The sequence below is a fragment of the Ilumatobacter sp. genome (assembly GCF_039969435.1).
GTDB lineage: Bacteria > Actinomycetota > Acidimicrobiia > Acidimicrobiales > Ilumatobacteraceae > Ilumatobacter_A.
The window spans coordinates 1-16,132 of the sequence record NZ_JBDVNU010000007.1 but is presented as its reverse complement, the minus strand read 5'-3'; the positions used below and the strand labels follow the sequence as shown (position 1 = coordinate 16,132).

General features: G+C 66.6%; 16 protein-coding genes, 1 tRNA gene and 1 pseudogene. 8 read left to right on the top strand and 10 right to left on the bottom strand.

All coding sequences use genetic code 11. The features are described from left to right. A complete protein-coding gene (locus ABJK40_RS03605) occupies positions 1-1,272 on the bottom strand; it encodes a cytochrome P450 (protein WP_348478786.1) in 1,272 nt (423 codons plus the stop codon). Positions 1,273-1,358: 86 nt separating this feature from the next. On the opposite strand from ABJK40_RS03605, the gene ABJK40_RS03600 reads away from it, so the two are divergent. Together ABJK40_RS03600 and ABJK40_RS03595 are read left to right on the top strand one after the other, a co-directional pair. Beyond that, positions 1,359-2,075 (top strand): PIG-L deacetylase family protein, encoded by a 717-nt coding sequence (locus tag ABJK40_RS03600; protein ID WP_348478785.1) that lies wholly within the window; start codon positions 1,359-1,361, stop codon positions 2,073-2,075. Positions 2,076-2,223: 148 nt separating this feature from the next. Then, entirely contained in the window at positions 2,224-2,895 is a 672-nt protein-coding gene (locus ABJK40_RS03595; protein ID WP_348478784.1) for a GGDEF domain-containing protein, read from the top strand. Positions 2,896-2,975: 80 nt separating this feature from the next. Here the strand turns inward: ABJK40_RS03595 and ABJK40_RS03590 are convergent, their stop codons facing one another. From ABJK40_RS03590 to ABJK40_RS03575, 4 genes are all read right to left on the bottom strand, one after another. Then, positions 2,976-3,452 (bottom strand): hypothetical protein, encoded by a 477-nt coding sequence (locus ABJK40_RS03590; RefSeq protein WP_348478783.1) that lies wholly within the window; start codon positions 3,450-3,452, stop codon positions 2,976-2,978. Continuing rightward, positions 3,452-4,321, bottom strand: a complete 870-nt coding sequence (locus ABJK40_RS03585) for a serine hydrolase domain-containing protein (RefSeq protein ID WP_348478782.1) — start codon at positions 4,319-4,321, stop codon at positions 3,452-3,454. Before ABJK40_RS03585 ends, ABJK40_RS03590 begins: the two co-directional genes overlap by 1 nt. Before the next feature lie 79 nt (positions 4,322-4,400). Further along, positions 4,401-5,756, bottom strand: a complete 1,356-nt coding sequence (locus ABJK40_RS03580) for a 3-deoxy-7-phosphoheptulonate synthase class II (protein ID WP_348478781.1) — start codon at positions 5,754-5,756, stop codon at positions 4,401-4,403. Positions 5,757-5,873: 117 nt separating this feature from the next. Then, complete coding sequence (locus ABJK40_RS03575) at positions 5,874-6,701, bottom strand: sigma-70 family RNA polymerase sigma factor (RefSeq protein ID WP_348510152.1); 828 nt, start codon at positions 6,699-6,701, stop codon at positions 5,874-5,876. A gap of 299 nt (positions 6,702-7,000) precedes the next feature. On the opposite strand from ABJK40_RS03575, the gene nadD reads away from it, so the two are divergent. From nadD to ABJK40_RS03555, 4 genes are all read left to right on the top strand, one after another. Then, a complete protein-coding gene (gene nadD, locus ABJK40_RS03570) occupies positions 7,001-7,666 on the top strand; it encodes a nicotinate-nucleotide adenylyltransferase (RefSeq protein ID WP_348479689.1) in 666 nt (221 codons plus the stop codon). After that, positions 7,663-9,150 carry a hypothetical protein gene (locus ABJK40_RS03565; protein WP_348479690.1) on the top strand — a complete coding sequence of 496 codons (1,488 nt, stop codon included), beginning with the start codon at positions 7,663-7,665 and terminating at the stop codon, positions 9,148-9,150. The genes nadD and ABJK40_RS03565 overlap by 4 nt, the downstream gene beginning before the upstream one ends. After that, a complete protein-coding gene (gene rsfS, locus ABJK40_RS03560; protein ID WP_348416385.1) occupies positions 9,143-9,547 on the top strand; it encodes a ribosome silencing factor in 405 nt (134 codons plus the stop codon). Before ABJK40_RS03565 ends, rsfS begins: the two co-directional genes overlap by 8 nt. 63 nt (positions 9,548-9,610) lie before the next feature. Next, positions 9,611-9,683, top strand: a tRNA-Ala gene (locus ABJK40_RS03555). Positions 9,684-9,909: 226 nt separating this feature from the next. Here the strand turns inward: ABJK40_RS03555 and ABJK40_RS03550 are convergent. After that, positions 9,910-10,155, bottom strand: coding sequence for a hypothetical protein (locus ABJK40_RS03550; RefSeq protein WP_348510151.1), 246 nt, complete (start codon positions 10,153-10,155; stop codon positions 9,910-9,912). A gap of 284 nt (positions 10,156-10,439) precedes the next feature. On the opposite strand from ABJK40_RS03550, the gene ABJK40_RS03545 reads away from it, so the two are divergent. Then, positions 10,440-11,846 (top strand): alkaline phosphatase PhoX, encoded by a 1,407-nt coding sequence (locus tag ABJK40_RS03545; RefSeq protein ID WP_348479692.1) that lies wholly within the window; start codon positions 10,440-10,442, stop codon positions 11,844-11,846. Between the two features lie 587 nt (positions 11,847-12,433). Here ABJK40_RS03545 and ABJK40_RS03540 read toward each other — a convergent pair. The 3 genes and pseudogenes from ABJK40_RS03540 to ABJK40_RS03530 all read right to left on the bottom strand — a co-directional run bounded on the left by ABJK40_RS03540 (position 12,434) and on the right by ABJK40_RS03530 (position 14,438). Then, positions 12,434-13,030 (bottom strand): annotated as a pseudogene (locus tag ABJK40_RS03540) (FMN-binding negative transcriptional regulator). Between the two features lie 14 nt (positions 13,031-13,044). Then, a complete protein-coding gene (locus ABJK40_RS03535) occupies positions 13,045-13,866 on the bottom strand; it encodes an EamA family transporter (RefSeq protein ID WP_348479693.1) in 822 nt (273 codons plus the stop codon). Further along, the gene (locus ABJK40_RS03530) at positions 13,866-14,438 is read right to left on the bottom strand and encodes a helix-turn-helix domain-containing protein (protein WP_348510150.1); all 573 of its coding nucleotides are present in this window, start codon (positions 14,436-14,438) and stop codon (positions 13,866-13,868) included. The genes ABJK40_RS03535 and ABJK40_RS03530 overlap by 1 nt, the downstream gene beginning before the upstream one ends. 22 nt (positions 14,439-14,460) lie before the next feature. On the opposite strand from ABJK40_RS03530, the gene ABJK40_RS03525 reads away from it, so the two are divergent. After that, the gene (locus ABJK40_RS03525) at positions 14,461-15,168 is read left to right on the top strand and encodes a phenylalanine--tRNA ligase beta subunit-related protein (protein ID WP_348479695.1); all 708 of its coding nucleotides are present in this window, start codon (positions 14,461-14,463) and stop codon (positions 15,166-15,168) included. A gap of 220 nt (positions 15,169-15,388) precedes the next feature. Here the strand turns inward: ABJK40_RS03525 and ABJK40_RS03520 are convergent. Next, positions 15,389-16,132, bottom strand: a 744-nt coding sequence (locus ABJK40_RS03520; protein WP_348510149.1) for a class I SAM-dependent methyltransferase, incomplete at its 5' end; no start/stop codon positions are given.

The following is a 16,132-nucleotide window of genomic DNA, read 5'->3' as shown; positions in this document are numbered from 1 at the left end:
TCAGTCCCAACTGCACTGGAGGCGCTTGATGCCGTTGATGAAGTTCGACTGCAGGTACTCGGGCTCGCCGGTGATGCGCAGCGACGGGAGGCGGCGCTGGATCTCGTCGAACATCACCGTCATCTCGCGGCGTGCGAGGTTCGCACCGAGGCAGAAGTGCGGTCCGCCGGCGCCGAAGCCGACCTGGGCGGGCTGCAGCGGACGGGTGATGTCGAACGCATGGGGGTTCTGGAAGACGCGCTCGTCGCGGTTGCCCGAGTTGTAGAACATCACGACCTTCTCGCCCTGCTTCACCGGGAAGCCGTTGATCTCGGTGTCCTCGGTGGCGGTCCGCCGGAAGTGGATGACCGGTGTGGCGAAGCGGACCATCTCCTCGACCGCCGACTTGGCGTGGGTCGCGTAGTCGCCGAACAGGAGATCACGCTGGGCGGGGTTGTCGGTCAGTGCCTTCATCCCGTGGCTGATCGCGTTGCGGGTGGTCTCGTTGCCGGCGACGACGAGGAGGATGAAGAAGGATCCGAACTCCTGGGGGGTCAACTGCTCGCCGTCCACGTCTGCGGCCATCATCACCGACGTGATGTCGTCCTGCGGGTTCGCTCGTCGGTCCTCCCCGAGCGCCTGCGCGTAGGTGAACATCTCGAGCGAGTGGTTCATCAGGTCCTCGTAGGACGTGACGAAGTCCGGGTCGCCGACGCCGAGGATGGTGTTGGTCCACCCGAAGATCTTCGAGTAGTCGGTGGCCGGGATCCCCATCATGTCGCAGATGATCTCGAGCGGGAGCGCTGCGGCGACGTGCTCGACGAAGTCGCACGTCCGGTCGGGGAACTGCTCCTGGATCCGGTCGACGATGACCTTCGCCTTGTCGACCACGAACTCCTCGACCCGGCTGACCTCCTTGGGTGTGAAGCCCTTCGACACGATCGACCGGAGTCGGAAGTGCTTCGGGTCGTCCATGTTGATCATCGACCCGAAGAACTCGTTCATCTCCTGGCCGAGGTCACCGATGTTCGACCCGTGACCCGAGCAGAACAGTTTCGGATTGCGGCTGACGTGCCAGATGTCCTCGTGGCGTGCGAGCGCGTAGTAGCCGTCACCCGGTGGGAACGGGTACCCCTCGATGACGCGTTCGTCGAAGTGGACGAGGCCCGGCGCGTCACGCAGTGCCCTGAACGCGGCCTCGCGTTCGTCACGGGGTCCTGCCCAGAACTCCATGTCGGACAGGTCGATCTGGTCGAGTGTGATGTCGGGCAGCGTTGGGTCACCGGTCGTCATTCCCCGACTGTAGAGAAGTCGTACCGACGTCGACCGAATCCGGTGCGCACGACTCGACTCGTCCCCGGTGGAGGCAGACTGTCGTGATGCTGCAGCCCGACGAGATCGAACGAGCACTGGTCGTGATGGCGCACCCCGACGACGTCGACTTCGGCGCGGCCGGAACGGTGGCGAACCTGACCGACGCAGGCGTGGAGGTGGTCTACTGCCTGGTCACCGATGGGCAGGCCGGAGGCTTCGATCGCTCGATCCCACGCACGGAGATGGCGACGATCCGACGTCGGGAGCAGACGGAGGCGGCCGCCAGGGTCGGCGTGACCGATCTCCGGTTCCTCGGTCACATGGACGGATCGGTCGTCGCGGACCTCGACCTGCGCCACGACATCAGCGCGGTCATCCGCGATGTGCGCCCCCAGGTGGTCATCACGCAGAATCCGATCCGCAGCCTCGACTCCACCTACGGGTCCCACCCGGACCACATCGCCACGGCCGAGGCGACCTTCTCGGCGGTCTATCCCGACGCCCGCAACCCGTTCGCCTTCGCCGACCGACCGATCACCGGAGTGGCCGACTGGTCGGTCGACGAGATCTGGGTCGCCTTCGGACCGTCGGCGGACGGAGTCGTCGACATCACCGCCCAACTCGATCGCAAGATCGAGGCGCTGATGTGCCACGCCAGTCAGCACCGGGACCCGGACGGGATGCAGATCCGTGTGCGAACGTGGTGGCAGGGGATCGCCGAGGAACACGGACTGCCGCCGGGCTCCAGCGCCGAGGCGTTCCGCGTCGTCGACACCCGCTGACGCTCACGGTCGCCCGCACCGGTCTCGGCTCGATGCGACACCGGACCCGTCGGCCGAGATCGGACGCGGCCGGACACCGAGAGGGTCGACCGACCACGCAGCATGAGGTCAGGCTCAAGTTCTGTGCAAGATCGGTCGATGACCTCGCATGACTTTCAGATTTCGACGGGGTCGCAAACAGGACGACGTCATCGTCGACCGCGTGACCGGCGCGTTCAATCGCCGCCAACTCGACGCCTATGTCGCCCAGGGGATCGACACCTCGGACCAGCCCACGGCGACCCTGATGATCGACGTCGACGACTTCTCGGTCTACAACGGCAAGAAGGGTGTGGCGTCCGGTGACCGAGTCCTGGAGCGCGTGTCGTGGGTGATCATGGCCACGGTCCGTACGACCGACGTCGTCTACCGACACGGACCGTCCAGCTTCTGCGTGCTGCTCCCGGCGACGAGCGACGACGACGCACTCGCCGTGGCGGACCGCATCCGCGGCAACGTGCAGCAGATGCCGCTGCTCGCAGAATCCCGTGTGACGGTGTCGGTGGGAGTCGCCACGGGTTCGGGTCGCGATCTGGCGACCACGATCGAGCGCGCCGATGCGGCGCTCGCGGCCGGCGGCCGTTCCGGGCCGAACCAGGTGTTCGCCGAGGACTCGATGACCTCGTCTCGTCCAGCGCCTCGGCCGGCCACTTCCCAGGATTCGGGGCTCACACCTTCGCCGGTGCTGTCGCGACCGACCCCTCAGATGCCGCCTCCGCAGTCGTCGACCGAGGCGATCAGCCCGCCACCGAGCACTCCGTTCGCACCTCCGAGCGTCTGACACGTCACGGCGCTGCACTCACCGGTTCGGTGCCGCCACGTGGTTCGTGCGACCCGGATCCGGCGTGAGTTCGACTCGGTCTAGAACAGCCAGCGATTCGGACGCGTCGCGGAGATCAGGACGGCGTCCTCGCTGACGCACCGTGTGGCTCGGAGCATGTAGTGCTCGCCGGCGGCCGTCAACTCCGCCAGGGCGAATCCCTCGCTGCTGTCCCGTACACCGAGGCCGCTGCGGACCGGATGGATGGCAACGATCTGGAGCCCCGCGTCCTCGGCCTCGGCATGCCACAGCTCGACGAGCCCCTGGCGGAGCTCGGGATCGTCGAGCAGATCCGAGCCCTCGAGCTTGAGGGTGACGTTGGAGATGCTCACCGGCTGGATCGCGTCGAGGTCGACGACGTCGCCGCCCAGCTCCCCGTCGAGCATCACCACGACCGGACCGCAGTGATGGGTCTGACCTCCGACGAAGCCATAGCGCACGAGCGGGAAACCATCCTCTCCCACCGTCTCGTACCGCACCCGGTCCCCGGGGTCGAAGTGATGGTCGAGGGCGGCCATCAGGTTGCCGGTGCGCCCTGCGTCAGCTCGCCGATGACGGCGTCGGACAGTTCGGGCCAGAGTCGCAGGGCGTCGGCCGACCACTCGTCGAAGGCGCGGTCGGTCAGTGCGACGACACCGACGTGGTGACCCTGCACCGAGTCCGGGTCGATCCACATGAAGGTGCCGGAGCCACCGAAGTGACCACAAGTCGCCGCAGAGTTGAGCGAGCCCGTCCAGTGAGGAGACTTGTCCCCTCGGACTTCGAAACCCAATCCCCACGGGCACGTATCGAAACGTCCCACGCCGGGAACGATACCCCCGAGCGATGCGAAGTGCGGACGGATCGCTGCGGCTCCCATCGGCTCGGACACCAGCGACGGTGACATCACCTCGCGCATGAACGTGGCGACATCGGCCACGCCCGACCACATCGCATGCGCGGGTGACCCGCGCAACTCGGTCGTGGCCATGCCCAGCGGTTCGAGGACTCCGAGGCGGAGGTACTCCTCGAACGGCATCTCGGCCGCCGCTGCAACGGCCGCCGCGGCGACCTCGATGCCGGTGTTCGAATAGATCCGTCTGCGTTCGATCGGGGCGATCGGGTCGGGTCCGTCGAACCCGTACCCGCCGGCATGCGCGAGCAGGTGACGCAGCGTCGCGTCGTTCACCTCGGGTGCGACGACGGTGTCGAGTCCGATGATGCCTTCCTCCACGGCGACCAACGCCGCCCAGGACGTGATGGTCTTGGAGATCGACGCGAGCCGGAACACGTGGTCGGTGGCGCCGTGCGACGCCACGACTCGCCCGTCGACGACGATGGCGGCGGCCACTTTGTCGACCGGCCAGTCGTCGACGAGTCCGAGCACGCCGGTCGGGTTCGAGGTCACTGCGACGTCTCGGTCTCCGTGTCGTCCACCCGCATCGTCTGGCGTCGCGCTTCGATGGCCGTTGCTCTGGTGGGACGACTCAGGTGAACTGCGAGATCAGTTCGGCGACCCGGAACGCGAGGTCGACGCTCTGGCGCCCGTTGAGCCGCGGGTCGCACACGGTCTCGTAGCGATCGTCGAGCTGGCTGTCGTTCAACTGCTCGGCGCCGCCCAGACATTCGGTCACGTCGTCGCCGGTCAACTCCACGTGGATCCCGCCGGGCCACGTGCCCTCGGCGCGGTGCGCCCGGACGAAGCCGCCGATCTCGGCGACGATGTCGTCGAAGTCGCGGGTCTTGCGTCCGCTCGGCGCGGTGAAGGTGTTGCCGTGCATCGGGTCGCACGCCCACACGACGGGGTGGCCGGCGTCGGTGACCGCGCGGAGCAGGGGACGCAGTCCGTCCTCGATCTTGTCCGCGCCCATGCGGGTGATCAGTGTGAGACGTCCCGGGATGCGTGACGGGTTGAGCACTTCGCAGAGTTCGAGGAGGTACTGGGCGGTCGTGGTGGGGCCGACCTTGCAGCCGACCGGGTTGCCGACGCCCCGCAGGAACTCGATGTGCGCCCCGTCGAGATCGCGGGTGCGTTCGCCGATCCACAGCATGTGGGCCGAGCAGTCGTACCACCCGCCGGTGAGGGAGTCCTTGCGGGTGAGTGCTTCCTCGTACCCGAGGAGGAGGGCTTCGTGGGAGGTGTAGACGTCGACCTCGGAGAGGCTGGCGTTCTGTTCGGTCTCGATGCCGCAGGCCCGCATGAACGACAGGGCGCGTTCGATCTCCGACGCGAGCTTCCCGTAGCGCTGACCCGCCGGACTCGCCGCGACGAACTCCTGTGTCCACGAGTGGACCCTCGACAGATCGGCGAAGCCGCCCTTGGTGAACGCCCGCAGCAGGTTGAGAGTGGAGGCCGACTGGTGGTACGCCTGCACGAGTCGCTCGGGGTTCGGCATCCGTGCTGCCTCGGTCGAGGTCGGGTCGTTCACGATGTGGCCCCGGAACGAGGGGATCTCGATGTCGCCGATCTGCTCCATGTCCGACGATCGCGGTTTGGCGAACTGACCGGCGATCCGGCCGACCTTCACCGTCGGCACGCCCACGGAGTAGGTGAGGATGATCGCCATCTGCAGGATCACCCGCAGCTTCTCGCGGATGTTGTCGGCGGAGAACTCCTCGAAGCTCTCCGCGCAGTCGCCGGCCTGGAGGAGGAAGGCGTTGCCGGCTGCGACCTGGCCGAGGTGGGCCTGCAGCGAGCGGGCCTCCTCGGCGAAGATCAGGGGCGGCATCTGCGAGATGGTCTTCAGCGAGCCTTCGAGTGCACCGACGTCGGGCCAGTTCGGCTGTTGGCCGGCGACTCGTTCCTGCCAGGAACCGGGCGACCACTGCTCACGAGACGACATGGCAGCAAGGCTAGCGATTGTGCCGATCAGACCAGCGACGGGTTGCTGCCCCGAAAACGGCCGAAGCCGCCGGACCGAGGTCCGGCGGCTCCGTTCAACTGTCGAGTCGGACGGACGTCAGACTGCGAGGATCCGTTCGGCGTCGTCGCGGAGTCCGGCGACGGCCCGGCTGACGAGGCGACGGGCGGCTTCTGCGGTGACGCCGAGTTGCTCGCCGACCTCGCGGAAGCTCTTGCGCTCGCCGTCGACGAGACCGAACCGGGCTTCGACGGCGAAGCGGGCGCGGGCGTCGAGCGTGTCGAGCAGTTCGTCGAGCAGGTCGCTCTCGACGAGCGCCATGACGGCGTCCTCCGGAGTGGTGTCACCGTTCGCCATCAGGTCGCCGAGCGTGGCATCGCCGTCGTCGCCGACGGTCTTGTCGAGGCTGACCGGCGTGGTCAGACGGTGCAGTTCGGCGTTCTGCTGGTCGAGGGTCTCGCCGTCGCCGCTGGCCTGACGCAGGGCGGCGCGGAGGCTGGCCGAGCGGTCGCCCGGGATGCGGATGAGGCTGGCCTTCTGGTCGAGTGCACGACCGATCGCCTGGCGGATCCAGAACGTGGCGTAGGTGGAGAACTTGAACCCGCGCCGCCAGTCGAACTTGTCGACTGCGTGCTCGAGACCGAGGTTGCCTTCCTGGATCAGGTCGAGGAGATCCATTCCCTGGGGGAGGGGGTAGCGGCGGGCGATCGAGACGACGAGGCGCAGGTTGGAGCGGATGAACCGATCCTTGGCCTTGGCGGCCTCACGGACCTGACGCTTGAGCGCAACGCCGCGCTTGCCGCTGTCGAGCGCCTCTTGGGCGTCACGGCCGGCCTCGATGACGCGCGACAGTTCCCGTTCGTCCTCCGCGGTGAGGAGGGGAACCTTGCCGATGTCGTTGAGGTAGAGACCGATGGAGTCATTCATGATGCTTCGTACAACCATTCGTGGTGTTGGTGATTCCGGCGGGGTGCTGTGCCGTCAGGCACAGTCCCAGAGTTCGGCTGGATCGTGGACTCGGACGCTGTGTGGGCGTCCATCTTTCGAGTGATCGGAGCGACGAACGCTGACGAGTGGGGGACTTCCCTTGTGAAATCCGACTCAAACCGGTAGTGGGGGGTTATTGGGGGCCCATTGAAAGTAACAGACGTGTCAACCCCTCATGGGGTCGGATTGTCCAGGTGCGCCCGCAGACTCGCGGTCGGCGGCCTCTAGAATCAGCGATCGTGCCCGTCGCCCCTGCTCAGACGCCTTCCGGCGCGCACGAGCTCCGGGTCGGTGTGTTCGGTGGCACATTCGATCCACCCCACGTCGGGCATCTCGTCACGGCTGTCAACGTCCGCCACGCACTGGATCTCGACGTCGTGGTGTTGATGGTGGCCAACGTGCCGTGGCAGAAGGACGGCACGCGACCGATCACGCCCGCCGAGGATCGTCTCGCCATGGTGGCAGCGGCCGTCGAGAGCGTCCCGGGGCTGATCCCCGGGCGTCACGAACTCGATCTGGGTGGGAACAGCTACACGGCCGACACGTTGCGGGTGCTGGCCGACGAGTACCCGCGTGCCCGTCTCTTCACGATCGTCGGCGACGACGCCGCCGCCAAGCTCCACACGTGGGAGCGCAGTGACGAGGTGGTGAGTCGGAGCGACCTGGTCGTCGTCGATCGACCGGGCGCTCCGGTCGTGCTCGATCCCGACGTCGACTGGATTCGGGTCGAAGTCCCGCGCCTCGACGTGTCGAGCACCGATCTGCGTGCCCGGTTCGTCGACGGCCGCCCACTCGACTACCTCCTCACCGACGCCACGCTCGACGTCATCGAACGGCGCAGACTGTACGGTTCGGACGACGAGTCGATCGTCTCGGCATCCGATCTGTCGCAGGTGGGCCGATGACCGCGAGCGCCGAACGTCGGCGACGAAGCACCCTGTGGGGCGGCGTCGTCGGACTGGTTGCCGTGATCGCCGTCGTCGCGGTCGGTGTCGTCTCGTTCACCACGTTGCGTTCCTCGGAGGAGGGCACCGCACCCGAGGTCGATGTCCGGGACAGCGTCGTCTTTCCGTCCACACCCAACGCGGTCGTGGCGGTGGTGGACGACCTCGATCGACTCACCTCGATCGCCGTCTTCACGCTCGACCCGTCAGGCGCCGGGGGCAGCATCGTCGCGGTCCCGGTGAACGCCGACCAGACGAACAGCTTCGGACCCGAACGGCGCCCGATCAGCCGCCAGCCCTACACGCCGGGAGACGAGGCCCAACAGGAGCAGTTGCTGTCCGAGATCGAGCCGCTCCTGACGCTCACCATCGAACGTGCGGTGGTGGCGGGTCCCGCCGAGCTCACTGCCCTGCTGGAGCCCCTCGGCGACGTCGTCGTCGATCTTCCCCAGAACGTGGTCGATTCCGACACGCCGGGCTCGGGCCGAGTGGCCGTCGAGGGCGAGCGTGAACTCGACACGGAGGAACTCGTCGAGGCGTTCACTGCGATCGATGCCGACGGTCCGTCCTACAGCCACCACGAGGTGGACGCCGCGCTGTGGGCAGGGGTCGCGTCGGCAGCGGGGGTCGAGGCGGCAACGGTTCCACTCGACGACCTCGGTCGCCCCGACGACCCAGTCGACTTCGACGACTTCTGGTCGCGCCTGCTCGGTGGCGAGGTGTCGTTCCGCGACATCGCGATCGACGTCGATGCGGCGCGACGCGCCGAGAACTCCACCGACTCCGACTTCGTGCTCGTCGATCGACGAGATGCGCTGCTGGTGTTCGGGTCGGTGTCGCCGGGGCAGGTGTCCAAGCCGAACGAGTCGCTCAGCTTCTCCCTCGTGGTCGGGTTCACGGACGACCAGGTCGCTGTGCTCGGCGAGGATCTCTCGGGACGGACGATCACGAAGGCGTCGATGACGCGGAGCTTCATCGGCGAGATGCTGTTCGCGCAGGCCAACGTCGTGTCCGTCGCCCTGGCCGACGATCCGGCCTCGATCCCCGACGTGACGCGCATCGAGATCGCCGATGCCCGGTTCGAGGCCGACGTGCGGGCGGTGTCCGAGCGGTTCTTCGGCGACGCCGAGGTCGTCGTGGCGACGACGCTCACCGATGGGATCGACGCGGTCGTGATCCTCGGTGCCGACTTCCTCGAGCAACGCGCCGACCTCCTGCGCATCGAGCGCGAGGCGGCGGCGACCGCCGACGCATCCACCGACGAGGACGACGGTGGGGCCGACTTCGACGTGAGTGACGAGTTCGCGGATCCGCTGGCCGAGGACGGTGACGTGCCGTCGAGCGACGCCCCGACGGGAGACGACGGCGCAGCCCTCGATGGCGACGACTCGCCGTCGAACGACGACGAGAGCATCTCGACCGATACGGTCACCGACGATGAGTGACGCCGACGCGACCGAGAGTGCCGCCCCCGTGACCACACCGGACGACGGGCGGACCCTCGCGTTGCTCGCCGCACGTACCGCGGACGACAAGAAGGGTGACGACGTCCTCGTTCTCGATGTCGGCGACGTACTGGCCATCGCGGGATGGTTCGTCATCGTGAGTGCATCGAACTCCCGACTGGTGGAGTCGTTGGCCGAGGACATCGAACGGGCGGCCAAGTCCGAACTCGGGATCAGCCCGGTGCGTACCGAGGGCCACCGCGAGAGGCAGTGGGTGCTGATCGACTACGGCGACGTCGTCGTTCACGTGTTCCACAAGGAGATGCGTGACTTCTACGAGATCGAACGCCTCTACGGAGACGTGCCCCGTCTCGACTGGGCGAAGACCGGCGGTTGAGGCGGCCGCCGAAGCGGTTTGAAGTCGAGCGAGTGGCGCTATCATCTCCGTTCGCAGAAATGCGGGGCTTTAGCTCAGTTGGTAGAGCGCTTCCATGGCATGGAAGAGGTCAGGAGTTCAATTCTCCTAAGCTCCACGAAGAAGCCCCAGGTCACCGACCTGGGGCTCTTTTCGTTTCCGGGTTCGCCACCGCCCTGACACCTTCCTTGACACCGTCAACTGGTCGTCCTCGAGTCGCCGACCGCACGTCGGCCGGCGCAGCGCGCAGCGGACCGATGTCGGGGCGATCGGGTGTTCCTCGGTGGAGAGGACACGACAGATCGGCTCGACCCCGTGATGCGGAAACGCTCTGACGAACTCACTCACTTGCGTGATCGACGGTCGAGCGCCGCCCCGAAGAAAGTCGCCGCGTCCTGCAGGATCTGATTCGCCCGAGCAAGCTCGCGGTTCTCCTTGCGGATCTCAGCGAGTTGCGCCGTCAGATCCTCCACCGAGCCGGCCACCGCTGCGGGTTTGGGTGGCTTCGGGGTGGCTTCGGGGTGGCGATCTTGACCCAGTTGTAGAGCGTCACCGCCTTCACGTTCAGCTTCGGGCCGAGGCGCTGACACGCCGCGTACCGCGACTCGTCGACCTCGATGTGCTCGAACAACAGACCGACTGCTCGTTGAACTCGGCTGTGTACTCCTTCTTCGCAGGCATCTCTGAATCCCCTCGGGATCGTTGATGACCTGACGCAAAACCCCGGCCGATTCATCCAGCGTGGCCCCTCGGTCTGGGTTGCGAGTTGTTCATCGGGAGTTCCGACATCGGTTGCACGTCGGCGGTGTGGCGTTCACCCGGGCTTTCTACGGTCGAAGCGAACGACCACACACCCCATGCCAAGGAGACACACATGACCACACACTCGAACCCGCTGCAACGCCGATCGTTTCTGAAAGCCGCAGCGGGAGTCGGCGCAGCCGCTGCAGTCGCGAGCCCGTTCCGTGCGATGGGTGCTCGCGCCGCGAGTCCCGATCGAGCCCAGAACCCGGGCGGCGGGAGTGGCAAGCCATCGGGCGTCGGGTACGGGCCGCTCGCTCCGGTGAGGGACGAGACCAGTGGACTCGAGTTGTTGATGCTGCCGAAGGGCTTCGAGTACATCAGCTACGGCTGGACCAACGATGCGATGACCGACGGGAGAGCAACCCCTGGCGCACACGACGGAATGGCCGCATTCCGCACCAACGACGGTGTGCGACTCGTTCGCAACCACGAGCAGGGGCTCGGGGCCCCGTTCGCGCCCGCCGCCAACACCTACGACCCGGCTGCGGGGGGCGGCACGACGACCATGTTGTTCGACCCCGACGCAGGCCAATGGCGCGAAAGCTACGCAAGCCTCTCGGGCACCATCCGGAACTGTGCGGGTGGGCCGACCCCGCACGGCACGTGGATCTCGTGCGAGGAAAACCTCACGATCCCGGGGCCCGGAAACACTGCCACCCGGCTGCACGGTTACAACTTCGAGGTGCCGGCCAACGGCATGGCTTCAGGCGAGGCGCTCGTTGCGATGGGACGATTCAACCACGAGGCGACCGCCACCGATCCGACGACCGGATACGTCTACCAGACCGAGGACACCGGAGATTCGGTGCTGTACCGCTTCCGTCCCAACGACCCCGTCAACCTCGCCGCCGGCGGTGTCCTCGAGGCAATGGCGCTCGCAGGCACGACCGACACTCGCCAGTGGATGACCGGGCAGTCGGACACTGCGTCCTGGGTCGTGGTCGACGACCCCGACCCGCAGACCAACGACTACGCGATGAGCACACGGGGCCAAGCGGCAGCCAAGGGTGCAGCACTGATCACGCGCGGTGAGGGCGCATGGTTCGGGAATGGTGTGGTCTACATCGTGGCCAGCAACGGTGGGCCGCTCCGGCTCGGGCAGGTATTCGCGTACGACCCGATCACCAACGACTTCAGTTGCGTGTTCGCATCCACGAGCGCCGAACTTCTTGGCGCTCCTGACAACATCTGTGTCAGCCCTCGTGGGGGCATCGTGTTGTGCGAGGACGGAAGCGGACTCGAGTACATGCACGGCCTCACGCCCGACGGCCAGATCTTCCGATTCGCCCAGAACAATGTCGTCCTGCCTGCCGACGTGATGGCGGCGAAGGGATACAGCGGGTCAGGTGACTACACCGGCTCGGAGTGGGCGGGAGCAACCTTCGAACCGAAGAACGGCAACTGGATGTTCGCCAACCTGCAGAGCCCAGGCATCACGTTCGCGATCACGGGCCCGTGGCGCAAGGGCACCCTCTAGAACACTCGCTGCGATAGCCGGCGTCGCAAATGAACTGACCAACGGTGCGGGTTCGATCCTCGAGCCCGCACCGTTCGCGTCGTGCGGAAGCAGATGCTCGGAAGGCGTGCTGGCGATGCAGCTTGAAGCGCAGACGTGAGTGTCCTCCTTGGTGAGACGAGTGGTATCGCCCGACAAGAGGTACTGACGCCGAGACGCGTTCGGGATTCGACATTGGCGAGCGGGTCAGGCGAACGCTGATGTGCCTCGATCGCGGTCAGTGTGCAGACGTTGGCGCGACCTCCTGTTCGCTCACCGAGGTCGCCTCAGGCTCAGGAGCTGTGGCCACAGGTGGTCCAGACATGGTTCTCATCGAGACGCTCCATGGTGCCCACGGCGCGACGCCAACACCCACCGATTCCTGAAGATGTGCATCATCGAGCGACATCGAAGCGCTCGCGCACACGCGAGAGCAGTCGCCGTCGATGTCGTCGGACCGCTGGCAATCTGGAGCGGGTCGTCGCTCGAAGAAGTTCCGCACCTGAGCGGGAAGGTGCCTTCGCGTGGAGCGCCGAGATGGGCGCGGTGGGGACCGGTTCGATGCCGAGCTATCGGTCTTGTTCGCGCATTGCATTCGAGGTTTCGATCGCGCCGTGGTTCTGTGACCTGGCGAGTCCGTCGATCACACCGAGGCGGTCCTGCTCGGGCTGGTTCTGGCTCAGCCTCTGTTTCGCTTCGACGCGTTCGACACGACCTTCGATCCCGACGATCGCCTTGAGTTGTCCATCGATGAACGACGCCGATGCGTCGGACATCACCCCACACGGTTCAACCAGCTCCGGGTCATCGACCCGACCCTCGTTCTCCCGGGTCAGATCTTCGACGACCTTCCGCTTCCAATCGGCATCGTGGTGGACCTCGACGACTCCGTGGAGATGGATCAACTCCTAGTTCGACGTGGGCACGACCTTGCCGTGTTGTGCCTTCGACGGGTACCAGCGTGGCGACACGTACGCATCGACGATCGGGACGATCAGAAGAGCGTGGCGGCCATCGATGTCTCGCCAGTGGGGTACTGTCGCGTCGCGGGCCGGTGGGTCGTTGATCTCGGTGGCTTTCGATGTGCTGCTTGCTGCACGTCGCGAGTCGTTCGACGTTGGTCGAGCGCACGGTGTCGGGCGGCGGGGATCGTGTGTGGGGTGCATGGGTCCGAAAGGGTTCAGCTGAGGAGCGCGGCGGCGGTGACGGCGAGCGCGAGGCCGAGGGCTTGTCTGCGGTCGAGGCGTTCGTTGAGGAAGATGACGGCGAGGAGGACGGTCGTGGCGGGGAAGAGGCTGACGAGCGCGCCGACGATGGCCAGGTCGCCGTCGAGTGTGGACCACAGGAAGAGACCGTTCGCAGCCATGTCGAGTGCGCCTGCGACGGCGGCGATGCCGACGGTCGATCGGCTTGGTGTCGGCGGTCGAGTGACGAGGGTGGCGGCGAGGAGCACGGTGACCGAGGTGGCTCTTGCCATGAGCAGCGGCACGGCCCCGGCGTCGTCGGGGGTCTGGGCGAGGAGCACGAAGAACGTGCCGAATCCCAACCCGGCTCCGACGCCGAGCGCGAGTGGTCGACGGGACGCGCCGGCAGATGCGATGTCGCCGCCGGCGACGAGCCACACAGCGATCGGGACCACACAGATCCCGACGATCGCGATCGTCGCCGGGCGATCGCCGAGCACTACGCCGACGATCACCGGAACAGCTGCGGCGACCACTGCGCTCAGCGGGCTCACCAGTCGGTTCGGTCCCTCGGCCAGACCCTGGTAGAGAAGCAAGAGCCCGGCGAGGCCCGCGAGACCTCCGGCTGCACCCCATGCGACCGTCTCGAAGGACCAGGCCCCGTCGATCACGACGACGAGCACGACGGCGAGGGCAGCACCTGCGAGGTTCGTGATCAACGTGACCGCGACGACGGCTGCTCTGCGGGTGGCGAGTCCGCCGATGAAGTCGGCGACACCGAACGTGCACGCCGATGCAATGGCGAGCAGAGCAGGCATCAGCGGCCGGCAGGGTTGTCGATGGGATCGAACACGGCCAGGTGGAACTCCGCAGCGCCGTCGGCGACACTGCGGTATCCGTGGTCGACGTCGGCTGCGAAGATCAGTGACTGGCCAGCATCGACGGTGTGGCTTTCGCCGCCCTCGATGTCGACTTCGACCCGACCGGCGTTCACGATCAGCGCTTCGAGGCTGCCGGCGCTGTGGGCGTCGGATCGTTTCGACTCACCGGGTTCGAGGCGCCAGACCCACATCTCGAGCGGCCCCATCCCCACGACGAGTCGCGCCGCGCTTCCCGCATCGGTGGACCACAGCAACGCAGCGGATCCGTTGTCCGGCTGCAGCACGGCATCGACTGCGCCCGGGGTCTTCGCGATCAGGCTGGTCAGATCGATTCCGAACCCGTTCGCAATCGACAACAACGTTGACAGCGACGGGTTCGCCGATCCCGACTCGATCTGCGTCAACAGACGCCGACTCACCCCCAGCCGGGTCGCGGCGCGGTCGAGCGACCAACCCCGCTCCTTGCGATGCGCCCGCACCGCTGCACCCACCGTGGCACTCATCTCCATAGCGGGCACTATAATGCCCGCTATGGTGCAACACGTGTGGTCGGTGAATGAACTCGGCGAGTGGCTCGCAGCGGTCCGCATCGACCCGGCGATCTTCGATCTCCGTCCCGACTACTGCGCCGGGCTGATGGTCGTGGCGGGTATCAGTTCCGGTCCCTCCGACACCGACAGCGACCAGTGGCTTCAAGCGGCCGATTCGTGTGACATCGATCTCGACGACGTACACCTCGAACACTGGCGAGACGCGTACCGCTCCTTCGGCGCCAAGCCGAACCGGACACGACCGAGCGCCGACGCCCTCTCCCGGCGTGCCGAGAAGAACGGGCTCCCGCGGATCAACAAGATCACCGACACCTACAACGCGATCTCGGTCCTCCAACGGATCCCGATCGGCGTCGAGAACCTCGACGCCTTCGTCGGCCCGGCTCGACTCGTACGCGCCGACGGCACCGAACAGTTCGACACGACCAACGACGGGCTCGGTGTGGCGGAGCATCCCGAGCCCGGCGAACCGGTCTGGCGCGACGACACCGGCGTCACCTGCAGGCGATGGAACTGGCGCCAGACCCCACGCACCGCCATCACTGACACCACGGCCAACGCACTCTTCATCGTCGACGCCCTCGGCCCCGACGCACACCAACGCGCCGCCGTCGCCATCGACACCCTCCGAACCGCACTGGCAACAGGCACGCCGTCCGCAACCCGATACATCGATACCGCCGACTGACCACAGTTTCAGCGCAGAACAAGTCGCCCGGCTCACCGAGCACCGACGTGCCGATCTGAGTGGTCTCGGCCGCCCTTGGGCATGTGATGATCGAGTGGCCGCGTCGGTCGGACGGAGTGCGACTTCGCCGGGAGCGAGGGGGGCGTTCTGTGGATGGCTGCGATGACCGAGTGCGTTCGAGTAGATCTCGGACGTCTGCCTGGGCCACGTAGATCGGCAGTTACGGGCGTGCGACCAGCATGTAGCGCTCGTCGTCGACGGATCGTCCCCAGAGAGGCTCGTCTGCGAGTTGTCGCACCTCGCATTGTCCGAGAATCGGCCGGACGGCTCCCTCGAGGTCGTGCGCCCGTATTCCCGCGCCGGTCGACCAGAACCCTTCGATCAGGACGAGTGGACCTCCATCGCGAAGAAGTGATGCCCAGCGGCGAATTGCATCACTGGGGTCGGGGAGCACCCATGTGACGTGGCGCACCACGATTGCATCCAGAGTTCCGCGCCCAAGGTCGGGATCGGAAGCATCTCCGCGCCGGAACGTCACGGGGACGCTGGAGGCTGCTGCTTTCGACGCAGCCGTGGAGATCATCTCCGCTGAAAGGTCGATGCCGGTCACCCGGTAGCCCTCCGATGCGAGCAAGAGTGAGAGCGAACCCGTTCCGCAACCCAGGTCGGCGACTTCGGCTGGGGGCTCAGGAAACACCGAACGCAACAGGGTTCGCCAGGCCTCGCGGACGGCCGGGTCGCGCAGACCGTGGTCCGGTTGATCGTCGAACGTCGCGGCCTGGGCGTCCCAGTACATCGATGGCTGCTCGATCGACATGCGCGCCGGGACTGTCAGATCCGCGGTGTAACTGGTCTGGCCTGAAACGCTGAGCGACTCGCTCGGCTGGAAGGACAGACAACCATGACAGACCATGATGTGGCGGTGGCGACACCGTCGGATGAGACGAGCGAGGAGCGGCCCGAT